Raw genomic sequence first — 14,578 nt, forward strand, 5'->3', positions numbered from 1 at the left:
TAACCCTGATGCCCTAGATGGCGTCAGGGTTTATTTTGATTTTGTGTATTAAATAAAAACTCCTCTTAAATTATGATCAACTTCTTCCGATAAAAATGTAGAAAAAGGCATAAAAATGAATGCACATTTGAACAAGAGGGAGTTTAACCAAGTGAAACAGTTAAAAAAAGGGGTCTTTGCTATCAGAAACATGTCTCTTCGGATCAAACTTCCTGCAATGATCACCGGGCTGGTCATCGTAGCCATGTTCGCACTGGCGATGGCCGTTTACAGTTTGGGGTCGAACTTACTGTTGAAGAAAAGTAAAGATGAAATTATTGCAAGCGCCGATCGCATCGGGGAAGGACTGTGGACGGCTGCTCAATTGCAGAAGCAGGCTTCATACCTGATCTCGACGGACAGTCTTTTTCAAGATCTCCTGAAACTCAGAGCATCGGGCACCCTGTCAGACAAGGAGTTTTTCTCTGACAAGAACACGCTACTGAATTCTGCTAAGGAGAAAATGATCAAGCTCAAGGAGGAGACTACGGGCACTCAGTCTCTGATTCTGCTGGATACCAAAGGGATCATGGTCGCCGGGAATAACACGGAACTGATCAGTAATAATTTTTCAGATCGGGAGTATTACCAGAAGGCCATCTCAGGGGAGGCATTCATCAGTGATGCGATCAAATCCAAGAGCTCGGGCCAAATCGTGATTGTCTTCTCCCAGCCGGTTAAGGGACCAGACGGGAAGGTGATTGGTGTCTATGCATCCACGATAGCCTCCAATTTCTTCACGGAGAAGCTCGGCAACATTCAAATCAACGGGGAAGGCCGGATTGAAATTGTGAGCCGCAGTGGAATAGAGTTGTATAACTCCAAGGATGAGACGAAGGTCGGCACCAAGATTGAAAACATTGAGGATCTGTTGAAAATCAAGTCCGAAGGCGATATCGCTGTAGGTGTGATTGATGAGGATAATGGTGAATATGTACGCTACAACAAAATTCCGGATTCGGATTGGATTGTGGCCGTTATCGACACCTATAAAGATATCAAGAAGCCGATTGAATTGATGCTGAACCAGCTGATTGTAGTTACAGCTTTTGCGATTCTACTGACTATAGTTTGCGGACTCCTGATTTCCCGCTCGATTACAAAACCAATTTTCCAACTTAGCAAGCTGTTCCGTCAGCTGTCTTCCGGTGATTTGTCGGTAACGGCAACAGGGCGCTACGATAGTGAATTCAGAGAACTGGCTGACAGCTTCAATGAAATGGTAAGGCAGAACAAGGAATTGATCTCCAATATGAACGTTTCGATTAAAGTACTGAATGAAAGCACTCAGGACTTGGACAATGCCTCCAAGCAGGCGGCGCAATCCATTTCCGAAACGACTTCGACTTCGACGGAGATTGCTAAAGCGATGGAATCACAGGCCAATGATACCGAGCTGATCGTGGACAAGTTTGTCGGCTTCGGCGAGAAATTCGTTTCTATGAATGAAAAAGCTCAATCGGCTAAAAACCGGGCGGATGAAATCGTGGAAGTCTTCCATACCAGCGGTCTGATCGTACAGGAACTGGGCAAGATTAGCGAGAAGAATGGAACGGAAGTGCAAAAAATCTCGGCTATCACCGTGAAGCTGCAGGAAAGCTCTAACAATATCAGTAAAATTACTGGCGCAATCAATAATATCGCGAAGCAAACCAATCTGCTTGCCTTAAATGCATCCATCGAGGCTGCCAGAGCCGGAGAGTTTGGCCGAGGGTTCGCAGTCGTGGCTGCCGAGATTCGCAAGCTGGCGGAACAGAGCACGAGACAGGCGAGCGAAATTAACGAAATCATCGGACAGAACCTGGCGTTCGTGGAAGAGAATCATCACAGTGTACAGGAAATTAAAGATATCACTTCCCAGCAAGATGAATATGTAGGCAAAACCAGAGAGGCTTTCCGTACCGTTTATAATAATGTACAAGATATCAATGCACAGATTATTGGAATGGCGGATGAAGTATCCCGTATGCAGCAGGATAAAGAAGAAATGCTGGAATCCTCGCAGAACCTGTCTGCTTCCGGTGAAGAAGTCTCTGCTTCTGTTCAGGAAGTGACAGCGACGATGCATGATCAATCTGCGATGGTGCACCAGCTTGCCGAAATGGTGGAAACCATCGAGCTGCTAACTAAAGATCTAGCGAAGGCGTCCGCTCAGTTCAAGACGGAATAAGCAAATAGGGACAGGCTAGAGATCGATGCCTACAGGCCGTCTAATGAGCATGTCACGAGACGGATTGAAATGGACTCCTGTAAAGGGAGATCAATGAATTCCCATACGTAGAAATGCAAAAAACAAAAGGACCCGGCGGGGTCCTTTTGCATACCTATCCCTATTTCAGCACAAACTGCGCCGTCACCGGGTTATGGTCACTATTGGCAAAATTCAGCTCCTGGCCATGGACCGCCGTTACCTCTACGTTCGGCGAGACGAGGAAACCGTCGATGACGGCCCGAAAGTTCACGCCCGCGCTGTAAGGAACATCAAGGGTGCGGACAGAAGGGGTTGCCGGGTCAACCGCCCAATGAAAGCCTTCAGGACGAAAGTCTGCTGGAAAAGGTTGAAGCCATGCCGGCCATCCCTGGGTGGTCTCGAATAGCTTTGAATCCGTACCAGGCAAGGTATGGTTCCAGTCACCGCCGATGATAAGATAATTGCCGTGTTGGCTTTCTCTTTCGATATAAGCACCGAGATATTCCAACTGCTGCTTACGGATATAGCCGCCCTTGTCATAAGCGGACAGATGAACATTGATTAGGACCAATTCTTTGCCATTGTTAACCGGGAACCTGCTCTCGATGAATCCACGATCCAGTTCAAACAGCTGATAAGGCCAGCTTTCTTTGCCCGGCAGATCATAACGGATTTGGCTGCTGCTTTTGGGCTTGGCCAAGGTTATCAACCCACTCTGCACGGAACCCATAGGATGCAGGATCGGAAGGGGAACCCACGCCGTTTTATAATTGAAAGCAAAAACATGGCTGTAGTCCGGCATTTCTGAGGTAATATAGGAGACTTCGTCCACCTTGTAGCTTCTGGAAGATTTCAGGTCCACTTCTTGTAGCAGATAGATATCCGAAGTGGAAGTCTTCAGAAAGGACGTGATCTCTTCAAGATTCCTTACCGTCTGGGCCTTGCTGCTGGAGCGGGCCATACGGCCGCCGTCCATGAAGAAATCCTGACCCGCGTCCAGCCCGGCATAACCGATATTAAAAGTGGTTACCTGTAAAGGCTGGCCTTGCTGCAGTGCAGATCCATTGTTGTTATAGATGGTGAGCGGTGTAACTTCGGCAGGCTTGTAATCGGTTACTGTTACATAGACCAGAAAACAGCCAAGCGCCAACACGAGGGCAAGACAGAGCCCTCCTATGATTTTTAATATACTGATCCCCATGTCATCTCTCCCTTTACCTTTGAATGTAACATATAGGGAGTAGTGGGGGCTAGATGAATGTATCTTTATAAGGTTTGGCCGCTGTCTATAGTGATGATCTGCCCAGTCATTGCTTCCTGCTCCAGAGCGGCGCAAATCAAGTTGGCGATCTCTCCGGGTTCTGCAATACGCTGCAGGAGCAGGTTGGGTGCTAACTTCTGCATTTGCTCTTCTTGCCCGTTCCACCAGCGTGTTGCGACAGCTCCTGGCACTACACAGTTGACGCGAATATGAGGGGAGAGGGCTCGGGCCAGAGATTTGGTCAGCCCATGTACGGCTGCCTTTGATACGGCATAGGGCAGGGAAGAGCCCAACCCGGTCTTACCGGCGATGCTGCCGACATTGACGATGGCGCCTTGGCCATTTTGTCGCATATAAGTTGCCACTGCTCTAGCACAGAAGAACATGCTTTTGACATTGGTGTCGTAGAGCTCGTCCCAAACCTCTTCGGTAGCAGCTTCCAGATCAGTAAATGGAATATGTCTGGTGATCCCGGCGTTATTAACGAGAAGATCAACGGTGCCGAACCTCTTCACCACATCTGCTACCATGTCCCGTACTTCCTGATCATTAGCGACATTGGCCTGTATGGCATAAGCCTGACCACCCTGATTCATAATCAAGCGGACAGTTTCCTCCGCTTCGGCCTTGGAGCGGCTATAGTTGACAGCAACAGCTGCACCGCGCTTCGCCAGTTCCAGAGAGGTAGCTCTACCGATCCCTGTTCCGCCTCCGGTTACAATCGCTATTTTATTTTTCAATTCCATGGGGCTTCTCTCCTTGTTAGTGTTGTGGATATATATTATTTTATAGCTGTGATGGAATTATGTATAATTGAATGATCTGAATCGTTCGTTCATTTTTTTTGAATTCAATACTGAGGAATGGTGAGGAAGCGGGATGGATATTAAAGCACTGAAAACCTTTCAGACGATTGTCAGCACTGGTAGCTTCAATCGTGCAGCCGAGGAGCTGAATTATGCTCAATCGACTGTGACTATGCAAATACAGAAGCTAGAGGCAGAACTGGGTGTACAGTTACTTGAACGTGGCAAACAAATCGTGCTGACAGAGGCGGGGCGGTTATTCCATGAACAGGGACGGCAGATTATTAAGGATATAGAGCGGTTGGAAAGCGACTTGGCGGGGCTGCATACCGGTGATGCCGGGAGCGTACGGATGGGCGTTACAGACCCGACAGCTACTTATCGCTTGCCTGATCTGTTGAAGACTTTTCTTAACGACTATCCCAAGGTGGAGGTTGAGGTGGAAATCGCCAGCACACAGGTGCTGAGTGAGCAGCTACTGCGCGGGGAGCTGGATTGGGCATTGTGTTCTGCCCCGGAGCTGGTCACTGGGCTTTATTTTGAGCCGCTGTTCACTGAGCGATTCTTGCTGCTCTTGCCGGAAGGACATCCTTTGGCTGCCAATCAGCGTATTACCCCGGAAGACCTGCGGGAACACCGTATTCTGATTACGGCAACCCATTGCCCTTATCGCAAAAAGCTGGAGAGTGTCCTGCAGGAATCCGGCGGCGCTCCACTGCATACAATGGTCATCGGTAGCATGGTAGCGCTAAAAGATTATGTTGCTGCCGGTCTTGGGATCGCCCTTATTCCAGCGGTAATGCTAAATCCGTTACCAAACGGTACGGTATCCCGACAACTGGCTGGAGCCCAGATCGATATGAGCTGCGGACTCCTGTGTAAGACGGCAGATTATCCATTGGTAAGAGCCAGCGCCAAGCTATACAATTTTATACGTCAAGAGCTGAAGGAGCAGCCTGAATCTTATTGATTGGTGGAAGACCGGAGTTGTTTTGATTTACAGATTGTCCCAAATGCTCTATTGTTCAGATAAGGAGGGATGGATATGAACGAATTTGATCGGCCGTACACGGGAAGAAGCACTAAAAGGGGTGGGGCAGGCAGATTTTTTTTATTCCTTATTGTGCTGTTAGTTGCTTTGTTGGCTACGAATCCTGGTAAAGAGGATTTTGTGGATTATGCCATTAAAAATGTAAATGTAGAGAGCGGAGGTAAACTGGCAGAAGGAATCGCCAATATGATCGGCAAACCTGTGCTGAACACGCTCACAGAACGGGAAAACTACTTTTTGTTCTCTATTTTCAAGCTGCCTGGTCTGGATGCCTCCAATCGCTATTTGGGGATATTCAAATTACTCTTCATTAAACTCTAATACTGCCCATGGATACTATGAAAGACAACGAAGAGGGGAGCAACAAGGGATGAATCTATTCCAACTGAAGTCAGGGGAAGCAGAAAAGCAGTGGCTAAAGGGTTTTTTGGAAGATCATTATGTATGCATCGGCTATCCGGGTGTTGGTGATCTGGAGGGGATTGGCCGGGATGAACTAGATGATAGACTGCAGCAGGCATACGGTTATCAGGGCCAGGAGCTGGCAGAGCATGCCGAGGTCGTGGGCATGTTTGTCCATAATATGCAGGATGGAGATTATCTGCTTGTTGCAGACGGAGACTGGGTACACCTGGGCGATCTCGGCGATTACTTTTATGATGAACGTTTCGACACAGCGGAAGATGGTAGATGCCACCGGCGCGGAGTAACCTGGCTGACCAGCATTCCATACGCAGCTTTGAATTCTGTGGTACAAGCACTGCTCGCTGAAGAATCAACAGTCTCAATGTTCCAGGAACCGATTGCCGCTGCGCGTTTGGAGCTTTGGATTAGGAATACAGAGACGTCCGGAAATCTCCTGAATAAGGGAGTTCATGTGGAGGAAGAGACACTGGCCGAAGCGCTTGATATTCTGAAAAAAGCACTGAAGAGTCCCGATGCGGAGCGGCGTGAACGGGCAGCCATTGCAATATTGCAATATGCCAAGTGAAATATTACTATATCGTAAATGAAGCGATTTCATAATATAATGGAGGTTGATTGATTACTAGCATAACATCTACGGAGGGTATTATGGGAATTCAATATCTTGCAGACGAACGTATTTTTCATCTCCAGACTAAAGAAACCAGCTATGTTATTCAGCTTCTCCATACCGGAGTCCCAGCACATGTATATTGGGGCCGCAAGATTCGTTCCGGCGCATTGTCATCGATTCTGAAGCGCACAGAGCGTTGTTCCTTCTCACCAAGTCCGTTCCCGGACGATATGACGCTCTCATATGATACGCTTGCTCAGGAATATCCATCATACGGAGTGGGCGATTTCCGCAATCCGGCCTATCAGATTCAGGCTGAGAATGGAACCACCGCCTCTGAGGCTCTGTATGACAAACACCGTATTTATAAAGGGAAGCCTGCCTTGGAAGGACTCCCAGCTACGTATACAGAACATGAAGATGAAGCAGAGACCTTGGAGCTTGAACTGGTTGACGCTGTTGCGGGACTCCGCATTATTTTGTCCTATACAGTATTTGAGGAATTGAATGCTGTTACTCGTTCTGTTCGTTTTGTGAACGAAGGACAGGCCTCTCTCAAATTGCTGCGTGGATATAGTATGAGCGTAGATTTCCGTACTTCGGATTACGAACTGCTGCATTTGTCCGGAACATGGACACGTGAGCGTTATATTGAGCGCAGAGCGCTTGCTTCCGGCATGCAGGGAGTAGAGAGCCGCAGAGGATCGAGCAGCCATAACCACAATCCATTCGTAGCCCTGCTGTCCCATGGTGCAGATGAGGATCACGGTGAAGTGTATGGCGTCAGTCTGGTATACAGCGGAAGCTTCTCCGCGCAGGTAGAAGTGGATTCTTACAAGACGACTCGTTTGTCTATGGGGATTAATCCATTCGATTTCAACTGGCTGCTGGAAGCCGGACAGTCGTTCCAGACTCCGGAAGCGGTGATGGTGTTCTCCCCGGATGGCATCGGAGCGATGTCCAGAACCTATCATAAGTTGTATCGTACCCGCTTGGCTCGTGGTATTTACCGTGATCGCACCCGTCCGGTGCTCGTTAACAACTGGGAAGCAACTTACTTCGACTTCAATGCGGAGAAGATCGAGAACATCGCCCGTGTTGGTGCTGAACTGGGAATCGAGCTGTTCGTATTGGATGACGGCTGGTTCGGACAACGTGATAACGACCGTAGCTCGCTCGGCGACTGGTTCGTTGACCGGAAGAAGCTGCCGGAAGGTCTGGGCGATCTGGCAGAGCGCGTGAATAAGCTGGATATGCAATTCGGTCTCTGGTTCGAGCCGGAGATGATTTCCCCGGACAGCGAACTGTACCGTAAGCATCCAGACTGGTGTCTGCATGTGCCGGATCGTCGCCGTACCTTGGGCCGTACCCAATTGGTGCTGGACTTCTCCCGTGAGGATGTGTGCCAGGCTATTGGCGATCAGATCGTGGAAGTGCTGCGCAGCGCACCGATCACTTATGTTAAATGGGACATGAACCGCAATATGACCGAGATTGGCTCTGCGCTTTTGCCACCGGAAAGACAACGTGAGACAGCGCACCGTTATATGCTGGGTCTGTATGGCATGTTGGAGCGGATTACTTCTGAATTCCCGAATATCCTGTTCGAGAGCTGCTCCGGCGGTGGCGGACGTTTTGACCCAGGTATGCTGTATTATATGCCGCAAACCTGGACAAGTGATAATACAGATGCAGTCAGCAGACTCAAAATCCAGTACGGAACCAGCATAGTCTACCCGATTAGCTCCATGGGCAGTCACGTCTCTGCCGTTCCGAACCATCAGGTGCACCGCTCCACTTCCCTGGAAATGCGCGGGCATATCGCGATGTCAGGAAACTTCGGGTATGAGCTGGATCTGACCCAATTTACGGAAGAAGAGAAGGCTGCTGTGAAAGAACAAGTGGCTCTCTATAAAGAGCTGCGTTCCCTGGTTCAGTTTGGGGAGCAGTACAGACTGCTTAGTCCTTTTGAAGGTAATGAAACAGCCTGGATGATTGCTGCTGAGGACAAATCCGAAGCTGTAGTGGTGTATGCACGTGTGCTTGCCGAGCCGAATGATCCGCTTCATTATCTGCGTCTGAAAGGCCTTGATCCAGAGGCTGATTATGAGTGGGTTGAAGGCGGAGGCGTATATGGCGGGGATCTGCTTATGTATGCCGGATTGCCACTGCCTGATCTTCACGGAGACTTCCAAAGCGTTCTCTGGCGTTTTAGAAAAGTGCAAGGGTAATTTGATATAGCCAAGCCTTATATAAGGCCCCAAAAGATGACTTCCGATATTTCGGAAGTCATCTTTTCATTAATAGACTAAACCTGTTATTATTTTTATAAACCTTAAAATTGAAGTTGGAATCCAGTGCTTGACTACTCGTGTGAACTTATCAACCTTCCATTTGGAAGGCTTAATCCGAATATTGAGTTGGCGCAAGAAACAGAGAGGATGTATGAATTGGGGAAAAGAGAAGATATCACTGATGCCACGCTGGATTTGATTGACGAGCTTGGATTGCAGTCGGTTACGATTGCTCAGATCTTGAAAAAGGCAAAGGTAGGCTCGGGCACGTTATTTAATTATTTTCGAACAAAGGACGAGCTGGTCCACGAAGTATACAGGTTGGCAAGAAATAAGATGGGCTATAGTCTGCTAGAGGGTTATGACCCCACTGCCAGTCTGTATGAGCGCTTTACCAGTCTTCATCGGAATCGAATACGCTTTGGAATGAAATACCGCAAGGAATTTCTGTTCAGCGACAGCTATTCCTTCTCGCCATATATACCACCGGAATTGCGTAATATGGATGAATCGGGTGAGATCCAGGAGATCATGTCCATCTTGTCCGAAGGACAGAAGCAAGGTCTGATCCGCGATATGGATGCCCGGTTGTGTCATCAGATTACCTATGGGATTGTAGCTTCGGTGTTAAAGGGCTATTATATTCAAAAATATGATCTGGATGAAAAGAGGGAGAAGGAGACGCTGGAAGCTTGCTGGAAAGCGATTAAGCTGTAATGAAGCGTCTAAAGTCAATAAAACCCGCAGAGCAGGGGACTTTGTCAAAGTCACTCCGCCTGCGGGTCTTTTTTAATTAATTACTAAAGCTAATCCCATTACTTCAAGCTATCGGCTCAAAAAAATTCAACAAACTCATTAACCGGCTTGCGGTACCCGCGTGGTCTAATCTTGTGCTGGTTGTCCTTGCCGATGGTGATCAGTAAGACCGGAACGAGGTTGTCCGGCAGATTCAGGACTTGTGCTACAGCGGCCGGATCGAATCCGATCATCGGGCATGTATCCCAGCCTTTGTCTTTGGCGATCAACATGAACTGCATGGCAGATAGGGAGGCATTGCGGATGGCTTCATCGCGCTGGAAGGCCTCATTGCCGATATAAGCACCGTTAATGGACTCAATTTGCTGATCATATTCCTCTTCGGACATCGCACCGAGAAGCTTAAGTCCGCTATAGATTTCCGGAGCCTGGAGATACGCATGTTTATCGCCCAGCACGACGATGACGGCGGATGCGGTATGGGTTTTGTATTGACCGTAGGCGGCCTCACGAATCTGTTCCTTCATCTTTTCACTGGCAACGACTTTGTAGTGAGTATGCTGCAGGTTATAAGCAGATGGAGCTAAGCGGGCTAGCGAGAACATTTCCTCCAGTTCTTGCTGGGGAATCTTGATGCCTTCCACAAAATTGTTAGCCGATCTACGGGATTGAACCAAATCTGTAAATGTACTCATGTTGAACGCCTCCGATAGGTATATGTAGTGGTTAATAATCAACAGCTAGTATTAAATAATAAACTTACTATTAGTTACTTACTTAAAGTATCACACCTTTTGTTGTCCGTCAATGAAGAAATATACTTTTTTTTTGAAAAATAGATCTATATAGACTGAACTAAAAAACTTAACATAAGGCGAGAGGAATGGAGGGGGATTTTGGAACTATAAGGAGCGATAGCGACCGCCTAAAAGCTTTCCAAAGGAAAGCTCGCACCCGTAAGCATAGGCTGTCTCCAGATTTGATCCGCTAACAGCGGCCGGAAGTCCAAACATTCACCGCAGTGACGACCTTACCTCAAGAAAATTCTAAGTTCAATATATATGCATCTTAAATGCAATATTTTCACTATGAAAGCGTATGACATTTTTGATAAGGTTCTGCTATAATAGACTTCGCTAGAGGTGATCGGCTGGAAGGAAAGGCCGGGATCGGTCGCGCTATGCTACAGATGCAGTCAGAGGAGGATATTATTCATGGATTTTCAGAAAAATGACGTCATCCTGTTCCAGGGCGACAGTATTACAGATGCAGGACGTAATTATGAAGACGCTTTATCGCTGGGCACAGGCTATCCTTTATTGATCGCCAGTCAGCTTGGACATCTCTATCCAGAGAAGAACCTCACCTTCCTTAACCGGGGCATTAGCGGCCACCGTGCTGTAGATTTGCAGGGACGTTGGGATAAAGATTGTCTTGATCTGAAGCCGACCTGGGTCTCCATTTATATCGGGATTAATGACACTTGGCGCCGTTACGATTCCAATGATGCGACATCGGTGGAGAAGTTCGAAGCTGCCTATCGTGATCTGATTGAACGTACGAAGAAGACGCTTGATGCGAAGCTGGTGCTGGTTGAGCCGTTTGTATTGCCTGTGCCGGAAGACCGTAAGGGCTGGCGCGAGGACTTGGACCCTAAAATCCATGTGGTGCGTGAGCTTGCCCGTGAATACGGAGCGCTGCTGGTTCCACTGGACGGCCTGTTCGCTGCAGCGTCGGCCACAGCTGAGTCTGCCTACTGGGCGCCGGATGGTGTTCACCCGTCTCCTGCGGGTCATGGCCTTATTGCCGATGCTTGGTTGAAGGCGGTTGGCGCGGAGTAATCACAGGCTAGACGGGTTGTTGTATTGAACTACATATAACTCATAAACCAAAGACTGAATCCGGCCCAAGTGACCGATTCAGTCTTTTTTTGCACCTGCGGATAATGTTTTGCCAGACAAAATTTCATTCGGGGAGTTTATCGTTTATAATGGACTGTACAGTTTTTTTGGAGGTGATTTTCCATTCGCCGTTTCTTTCTAATCGTGTCACTACTTGCTGTGATCGTGTTAAGCGGGTGCCAAAACGCTTTTGGATATATTAATGCGAAGTGGATTCACGAAATCAGCCTGGCCTATCATCAACTGGACCAACAATCGGAACAGCAAGCAGCGCTCGTTGAGTCGAAGTCCATCTCTGATGCTGCACTGATCAAAACTGTAGCGGAGGCGATGAACAAAAGCAAGCGAATTCAAGGCGAACTTGATTATGAACCTGATTTTTCAATGAAGCTGGTTTACGGGGATGGATACACCGAAGAATATGCCCTCGGCCTTGGAGAAGAGAAGGGGCATAAGGGACTGCTCGTCGCCTCCGTTAACAGCGGTAAAGGCTATTCGATCCCGGTGAAATATGCCGACAAGCTCCGGGACGTGATATTCCGGCCGGAGGGTTCGGATGTTGAACAACCGGCTGCAAGCTCCGTTCAAGCTGCTGTTGCCGTAAAAGGGCCAGTCACCTTATCCCGGAATGAGCTGTTCCCGCTAACGGGACGGGAGGAATACTTGAACCTGCGTCTTCTTCAAGGGCAATACAGTGAGGATTGGGCTACGAAAGGGCCGTTCTCGGGAAAAAACTGGAGCGGGACGTTCGAACTGGTTGTTACCGATGCAGAGGACAAGGTGCTGAGCACGTTTCCGTTGAGTCGTCATTTTCAAGAGGGGCTGGAATTCCAGAGCTTCTTTCAGCTGGAGTTCGGTGATTACAATGACGACGGCGATCCCGATTTCACTATCGGACAGTATGGTTCGAGCAATGGTTACTTCTTCAAGCTGTTCTCACTAGGAAAGGATCATGTCATCCGGGAACTTCCTATCCAGCCAACTGGCGAGATGTTTATCAGCAGTCCAGAGAGATATTCCGTTAAGCTAGACCAGGCGGATAAGACCAGCTTCAAGACAACGTATTACGACAACTCGGTAGGGCAGGAGCTTCACGCCCTGTACCAATGGAATGGGACAGAATTTCAGCGGGTCGCTCCATGACGCAGACTGTGGGATTCTTTTCTCCATACATAAAGGTAAATGGCAGGATCCAGCTTAAAGTAGAAGGAAAACATGGAGCATTGCCGCATATGATGGGGTAAAGCAGGAATGCAGCATAAAGAGATTTTAGCGTGTGAGAGGAATGTGAACTAATGATATGTAATACAACGAAAGATTTGGAAGGTCTGAAGGCAATTGGGAAAGTGGTGGGCCACACCATTGCCGAGATGAAAAAGAGTGTTGTGCCGGGAATGACCACGCGTGAGCTCGATGAGATTGGCGCGAAAATTATGAAAGAGGCCGGGGCGGCGTCAGCTCCCCAAGTGACGTACAATTTTCCAGGAGCGACCTGCATCAGTGTTAATGAGGAGGTGGCCCATGGTATTCCTGGCTCCAGAGTGATTCAGGCCGGGGATCTCATCAACATTGATGTTTCCGCCGAATTGAACGGGTATTTCGGAGATGCAGGGGTGTCCTTCCAGCTCCCGCCCTATAATGAAAAGCTTCAGCATTTGTGCCGCAGCACCGAAGAAACGATGATGAGCGTGATTAACCATCTCCGGGCCGGCATGAAGGTCAATGAGATCGGCAGAGTCATGGAAAGAGAGGCGCGTAAACGTGGATACAAGGTGATCCGTAACCTTTGCAGCCATGGCATTGGCAAATCCCTGCATGATAAGCCGAATGAAATTTTGCCTTTCTATGAACCTCGTGTAACCACCGTTCTAAAAGAAGGGCAAGTCATTACCGTGGAACCATTCCTCTCCACCGGTGCGGAGTATGTAGATCCGCAAGCGGATGGATGGACACTCAGTGTTGCGGATGACAGCCGGGTGGCGCAGTATGAACATACTATTATCGTGACCAAAGGCGAGCCAGTGATCCTGACGCGTGCTTAATAACCAGGGCCCACTCTTCTCATAAGGTTGACAATGGAGTAGAATGTAACTATTACTGTTGCATTGAAAATGACGCCCTTATCTGAGAATGCTACTGTGAGGAGAGATCAACATGAACATCAGCACCCGGTTTGCGGTTGCTATTCATATTCTGACTTTGATTGACAGCAACAAGGATGGCAAAAGCACTTCGGAGTGGATTGCCAGCAGTGTCAACACAAATCCCGTGGTGATCCGGCGGATCACAGGGATGTTAAATAAAGCGGGTCTTGTGGATGTGCGCCCGGGAGTGGCGGGTGCCAAGCTGGCGCGCGACCCTGAGCAGATTACCTTGCTTGAGATTTATAAAGCGGTAAATGCGGTGGAGGAAGGCTCTCTATTTGCCGTCCATGAGCATCCGAACCCTGACTGTCCGGTTGGCAAGAACATCGCCGGAGCGATTGTGCCGGTCTTTGCCCGTGCGCAAACAGCGATGGAGAGTGTACTGCAGGGCGTTACTCTTGCCGAGATTGCCAATGAAATGCCGGTTATCTGAGCAATGGAATAGAGAAGGATACATGTAAGACCAGCGATATGTGAGACACAAGCGCTGGTCTTTTTTTCGCTGCGGGATTGATGTAAGAAACCTAAAGTCCTTGACTGCCACTGTAAACTATCGTTAATGGTTAGTAGAATACATAATTTCACCTTCCTTCATGACGAATTTCACCTTTCGTAGATTGTCTATATTGACGAGGGGATCTCCTTCAATGACAAATAGATCAGCCTTCTTAGAAGTTTCGATCGTTCCAATCTCGTGAGATAGGTTACATATCTTTGAACCGACGGAAGTTGCTGCTACGATAATTTGCATCGGTGTAAGGCCGGCTTCACTTAACAAGCGGATTTCTTCCCACGGCATTCCTAGCCTGTACCATGGTTTTTCTTCTTCGATAAAGTCATCACCCAGGCCAACTTCTCCACCTGCTTGTACAAACCTTCGGACATTATCCAGCCCTTGTTTTAATAGCGGGACTCCTAATTTGTCTTGGAGCATTTTTAATACAGTGAGTGTGGGTACTATCCGAACGTTTTGGTCTACCATCTGCCGTATCAAGTCATTGTCCAAATGATTTCAAGAATCTCCTGATTAAGCTGAGGCAGTCCGAATGTGCTGGGGTCATATCCGTCGATAAGCTATCTTTTGAGGAATGGGAGA

14 protein-coding genes are annotated in these 14,578 nt (G+C 48.2%); 10 read left to right on the plus strand and 4 right to left on the minus strand.

Annotation, left to right across the window (positions count from 1 at the left end; genetic code table 11):
* Positions 1-151 precede the first annotated feature (151 nt).
* A complete protein-coding gene (locus AC3Y23_RS18310; RefSeq protein ID WP_379201549.1) occupies positions 152-2,209 on the plus strand; it encodes a methyl-accepting chemotaxis protein in 2,058 nt (685 codons plus the stop codon).
* A gap of 160 nt (positions 2,210-2,369) precedes the next feature.
* On the opposite strand, the gene AC3Y23_RS18315 is transcribed toward AC3Y23_RS18310, so the two are convergent.
* Together AC3Y23_RS18315 and AC3Y23_RS18320 are read right to left on the minus strand one after the other, a co-directional pair.
* A complete protein-coding gene (locus AC3Y23_RS18315; protein WP_379201551.1) occupies positions 2,370-3,431 on the minus strand; it encodes an endonuclease/exonuclease/phosphatase family protein in 1,062 nt (353 codons plus the stop codon).
* 65 nt (positions 3,432-3,496) lie between these two features.
* Positions 3,497-4,237: an SDR family NAD(P)-dependent oxidoreductase gene (locus tag AC3Y23_RS18320; RefSeq protein ID WP_379201553.1), complete on the minus strand. Its 741-nt coding sequence runs from the start codon at positions 4,235-4,237 to the stop codon at positions 3,497-3,499.
* A gap of 133 nt (positions 4,238-4,370) precedes the next feature.
* Here AC3Y23_RS18320 and AC3Y23_RS18325 point away from each other — a divergent pair, with 133 nt between their 5' ends.
* From AC3Y23_RS18325 to AC3Y23_RS18345, 5 genes are all read left to right on the plus strand, one after another.
* Positions 4,371-5,267, plus strand: a complete 897-nt coding sequence (locus tag AC3Y23_RS18325) for a LysR family transcriptional regulator (protein ID WP_379201555.1) — start codon at positions 4,371-4,373, stop codon at positions 5,265-5,267.
* A 75-nt stretch (positions 5,268-5,342) separates the two neighbouring features.
* Positions 5,343-5,669: a hypothetical protein gene (locus tag AC3Y23_RS18330; RefSeq protein ID WP_379201557.1), complete on the plus strand. Its 327-nt coding sequence runs from the start codon at positions 5,343-5,345 to the stop codon at positions 5,667-5,669.
* Between the two features lie 49 nt (positions 5,670-5,718).
* Entirely contained in the window at positions 5,719-6,339 is a 621-nt protein-coding gene (locus AC3Y23_RS18335) for a hypothetical protein (protein WP_379201559.1), read from the plus strand.
* A gap of 83 nt (positions 6,340-6,422) precedes the next feature.
* Entirely contained in the window at positions 6,423-8,618 is a 2,196-nt protein-coding gene (locus AC3Y23_RS18340) for an alpha-galactosidase (protein ID WP_379201561.1), read from the plus strand.
* 219 nt (positions 8,619-8,837) lie between these two features.
* Complete coding sequence (locus AC3Y23_RS18345) at positions 8,838-9,398, plus strand: TetR/AcrR family transcriptional regulator (protein WP_379201563.1); 561 nt, start codon at positions 8,838-8,840, stop codon at positions 9,396-9,398.
* A 116-nt stretch (positions 9,399-9,514) separates the two neighbouring features.
* Here the strand turns inward: AC3Y23_RS18345 and AC3Y23_RS18350 are convergent, their stop codons facing one another.
* Positions 9,515-10,132 carry a nitroreductase family protein gene (locus AC3Y23_RS18350; RefSeq protein ID WP_379201565.1) on the minus strand — a complete coding sequence of 206 codons (618 nt, stop codon included), beginning with the start codon at positions 10,130-10,132 and terminating at the stop codon, positions 9,515-9,517.
* A 519-nt stretch (positions 10,133-10,651) separates the two neighbouring features.
* Between AC3Y23_RS18350 and AC3Y23_RS18355 the strand changes: the two genes are divergently transcribed.
* From AC3Y23_RS18355 to AC3Y23_RS18370, 4 genes are all read left to right on the plus strand, one after another.
* Positions 10,652-11,278: an SGNH/GDSL hydrolase family protein gene (locus tag AC3Y23_RS18355; protein WP_379201567.1), complete on the plus strand. Its 627-nt coding sequence runs from the start codon at positions 10,652-10,654 to the stop codon at positions 11,276-11,278.
* A 204-nt stretch (positions 11,279-11,482) separates the two neighbouring features.
* Positions 11,483-12,481, plus strand: coding sequence for a YhfM domain-containing protein (locus tag AC3Y23_RS18360; protein ID WP_379201569.1), 999 nt, complete (start codon positions 11,483-11,485; stop codon positions 12,479-12,481).
* A 152-nt stretch (positions 12,482-12,633) separates the two neighbouring features.
* Positions 12,634-13,380, plus strand: a complete 747-nt coding sequence (gene map / locus AC3Y23_RS18365) for a type I methionyl aminopeptidase (protein ID WP_379201571.1) — start codon at positions 12,634-12,636, stop codon at positions 13,378-13,380.
* 112 nt (positions 13,381-13,492) lie between these two features.
* A complete protein-coding gene (locus AC3Y23_RS18370; RefSeq protein ID WP_379201573.1) occupies positions 13,493-13,915 on the plus strand; it encodes an Rrf2 family transcriptional regulator in 423 nt (140 codons plus the stop codon).
* A 123-nt stretch (positions 13,916-14,038) separates the two neighbouring features.
* On the opposite strand, the gene AC3Y23_RS18375 is transcribed toward AC3Y23_RS18370, so the two are convergent.
* Positions 14,039-14,488, minus strand: coding sequence for an amidohydrolase family protein (locus AC3Y23_RS18375; RefSeq protein WP_379201576.1), 450 nt, complete (start codon positions 14,486-14,488; stop codon positions 14,039-14,041).
* Between the last annotated feature and the right edge of the window lie 90 nt (positions 14,489-14,578).

The organism is Paenibacillus sp. MAHUQ-45, assembly GCF_058133325.1.

What these genes read in the sequence shown, in the direction of transcription:
- AC3Y23_RS18315 (WP_379201551.1), bottom strand. Translation starts at nt 3,431, where the DNA reads ATGGGGATCAGTATATTAAAAATCATAGGAGGGCTCTGTCTTGCCCTC.
- AC3Y23_RS18320 (WP_379201553.1), bottom strand. Translation starts at nt 4,237, where the DNA reads ATGGAATTGAAAAATAAAATAGCGATTGTAACCGGAGGCGGAACAGGG.
- AC3Y23_RS18325 (WP_379201555.1), top strand. Translation starts at nt 4,371, where the DNA reads ATGGATATTAAAGCACTGAAAACCTTTCAGACGATTGTCAGCACTGGT.
- AC3Y23_RS18330 (WP_379201557.1), top strand. Translation starts at nt 5,343, where the DNA reads ATGAACGAATTTGATCGGCCGTACACGGGAAGAAGCACTAAAAGGGGT.
- AC3Y23_RS18335 (WP_379201559.1), top strand. Translation starts at nt 5,719, where the DNA reads ATGAATCTATTCCAACTGAAGTCAGGGGAAGCAGAAAAGCAGTGGCTA.
- AC3Y23_RS18340 (WP_379201561.1), top strand. Translation starts at nt 6,423, where the DNA reads ATGGGAATTCAATATCTTGCAGACGAACGTATTTTTCATCTCCAGACT.
- AC3Y23_RS18350 (WP_379201565.1), bottom strand. Translation starts at nt 10,132, where the DNA reads ATGAGTACATTTACAGATTTGGTTCAATCCCGTAGATCGGCTAACAAT.
- AC3Y23_RS18355 (WP_379201567.1), top strand. Translation starts at nt 10,652, where the DNA reads ATGGATTTTCAGAAAAATGACGTCATCCTGTTCCAGGGCGACAGTATT.
- map (WP_379201571.1), top strand. Translation starts at nt 12,634, where the DNA reads ATGATATGTAATACAACGAAAGATTTGGAAGGTCTGAAGGCAATTGGG.
- AC3Y23_RS18370 (WP_379201573.1), top strand. Translation starts at nt 13,493, where the DNA reads ATGAACATCAGCACCCGGTTTGCGGTTGCTATTCATATTCTGACTTTG.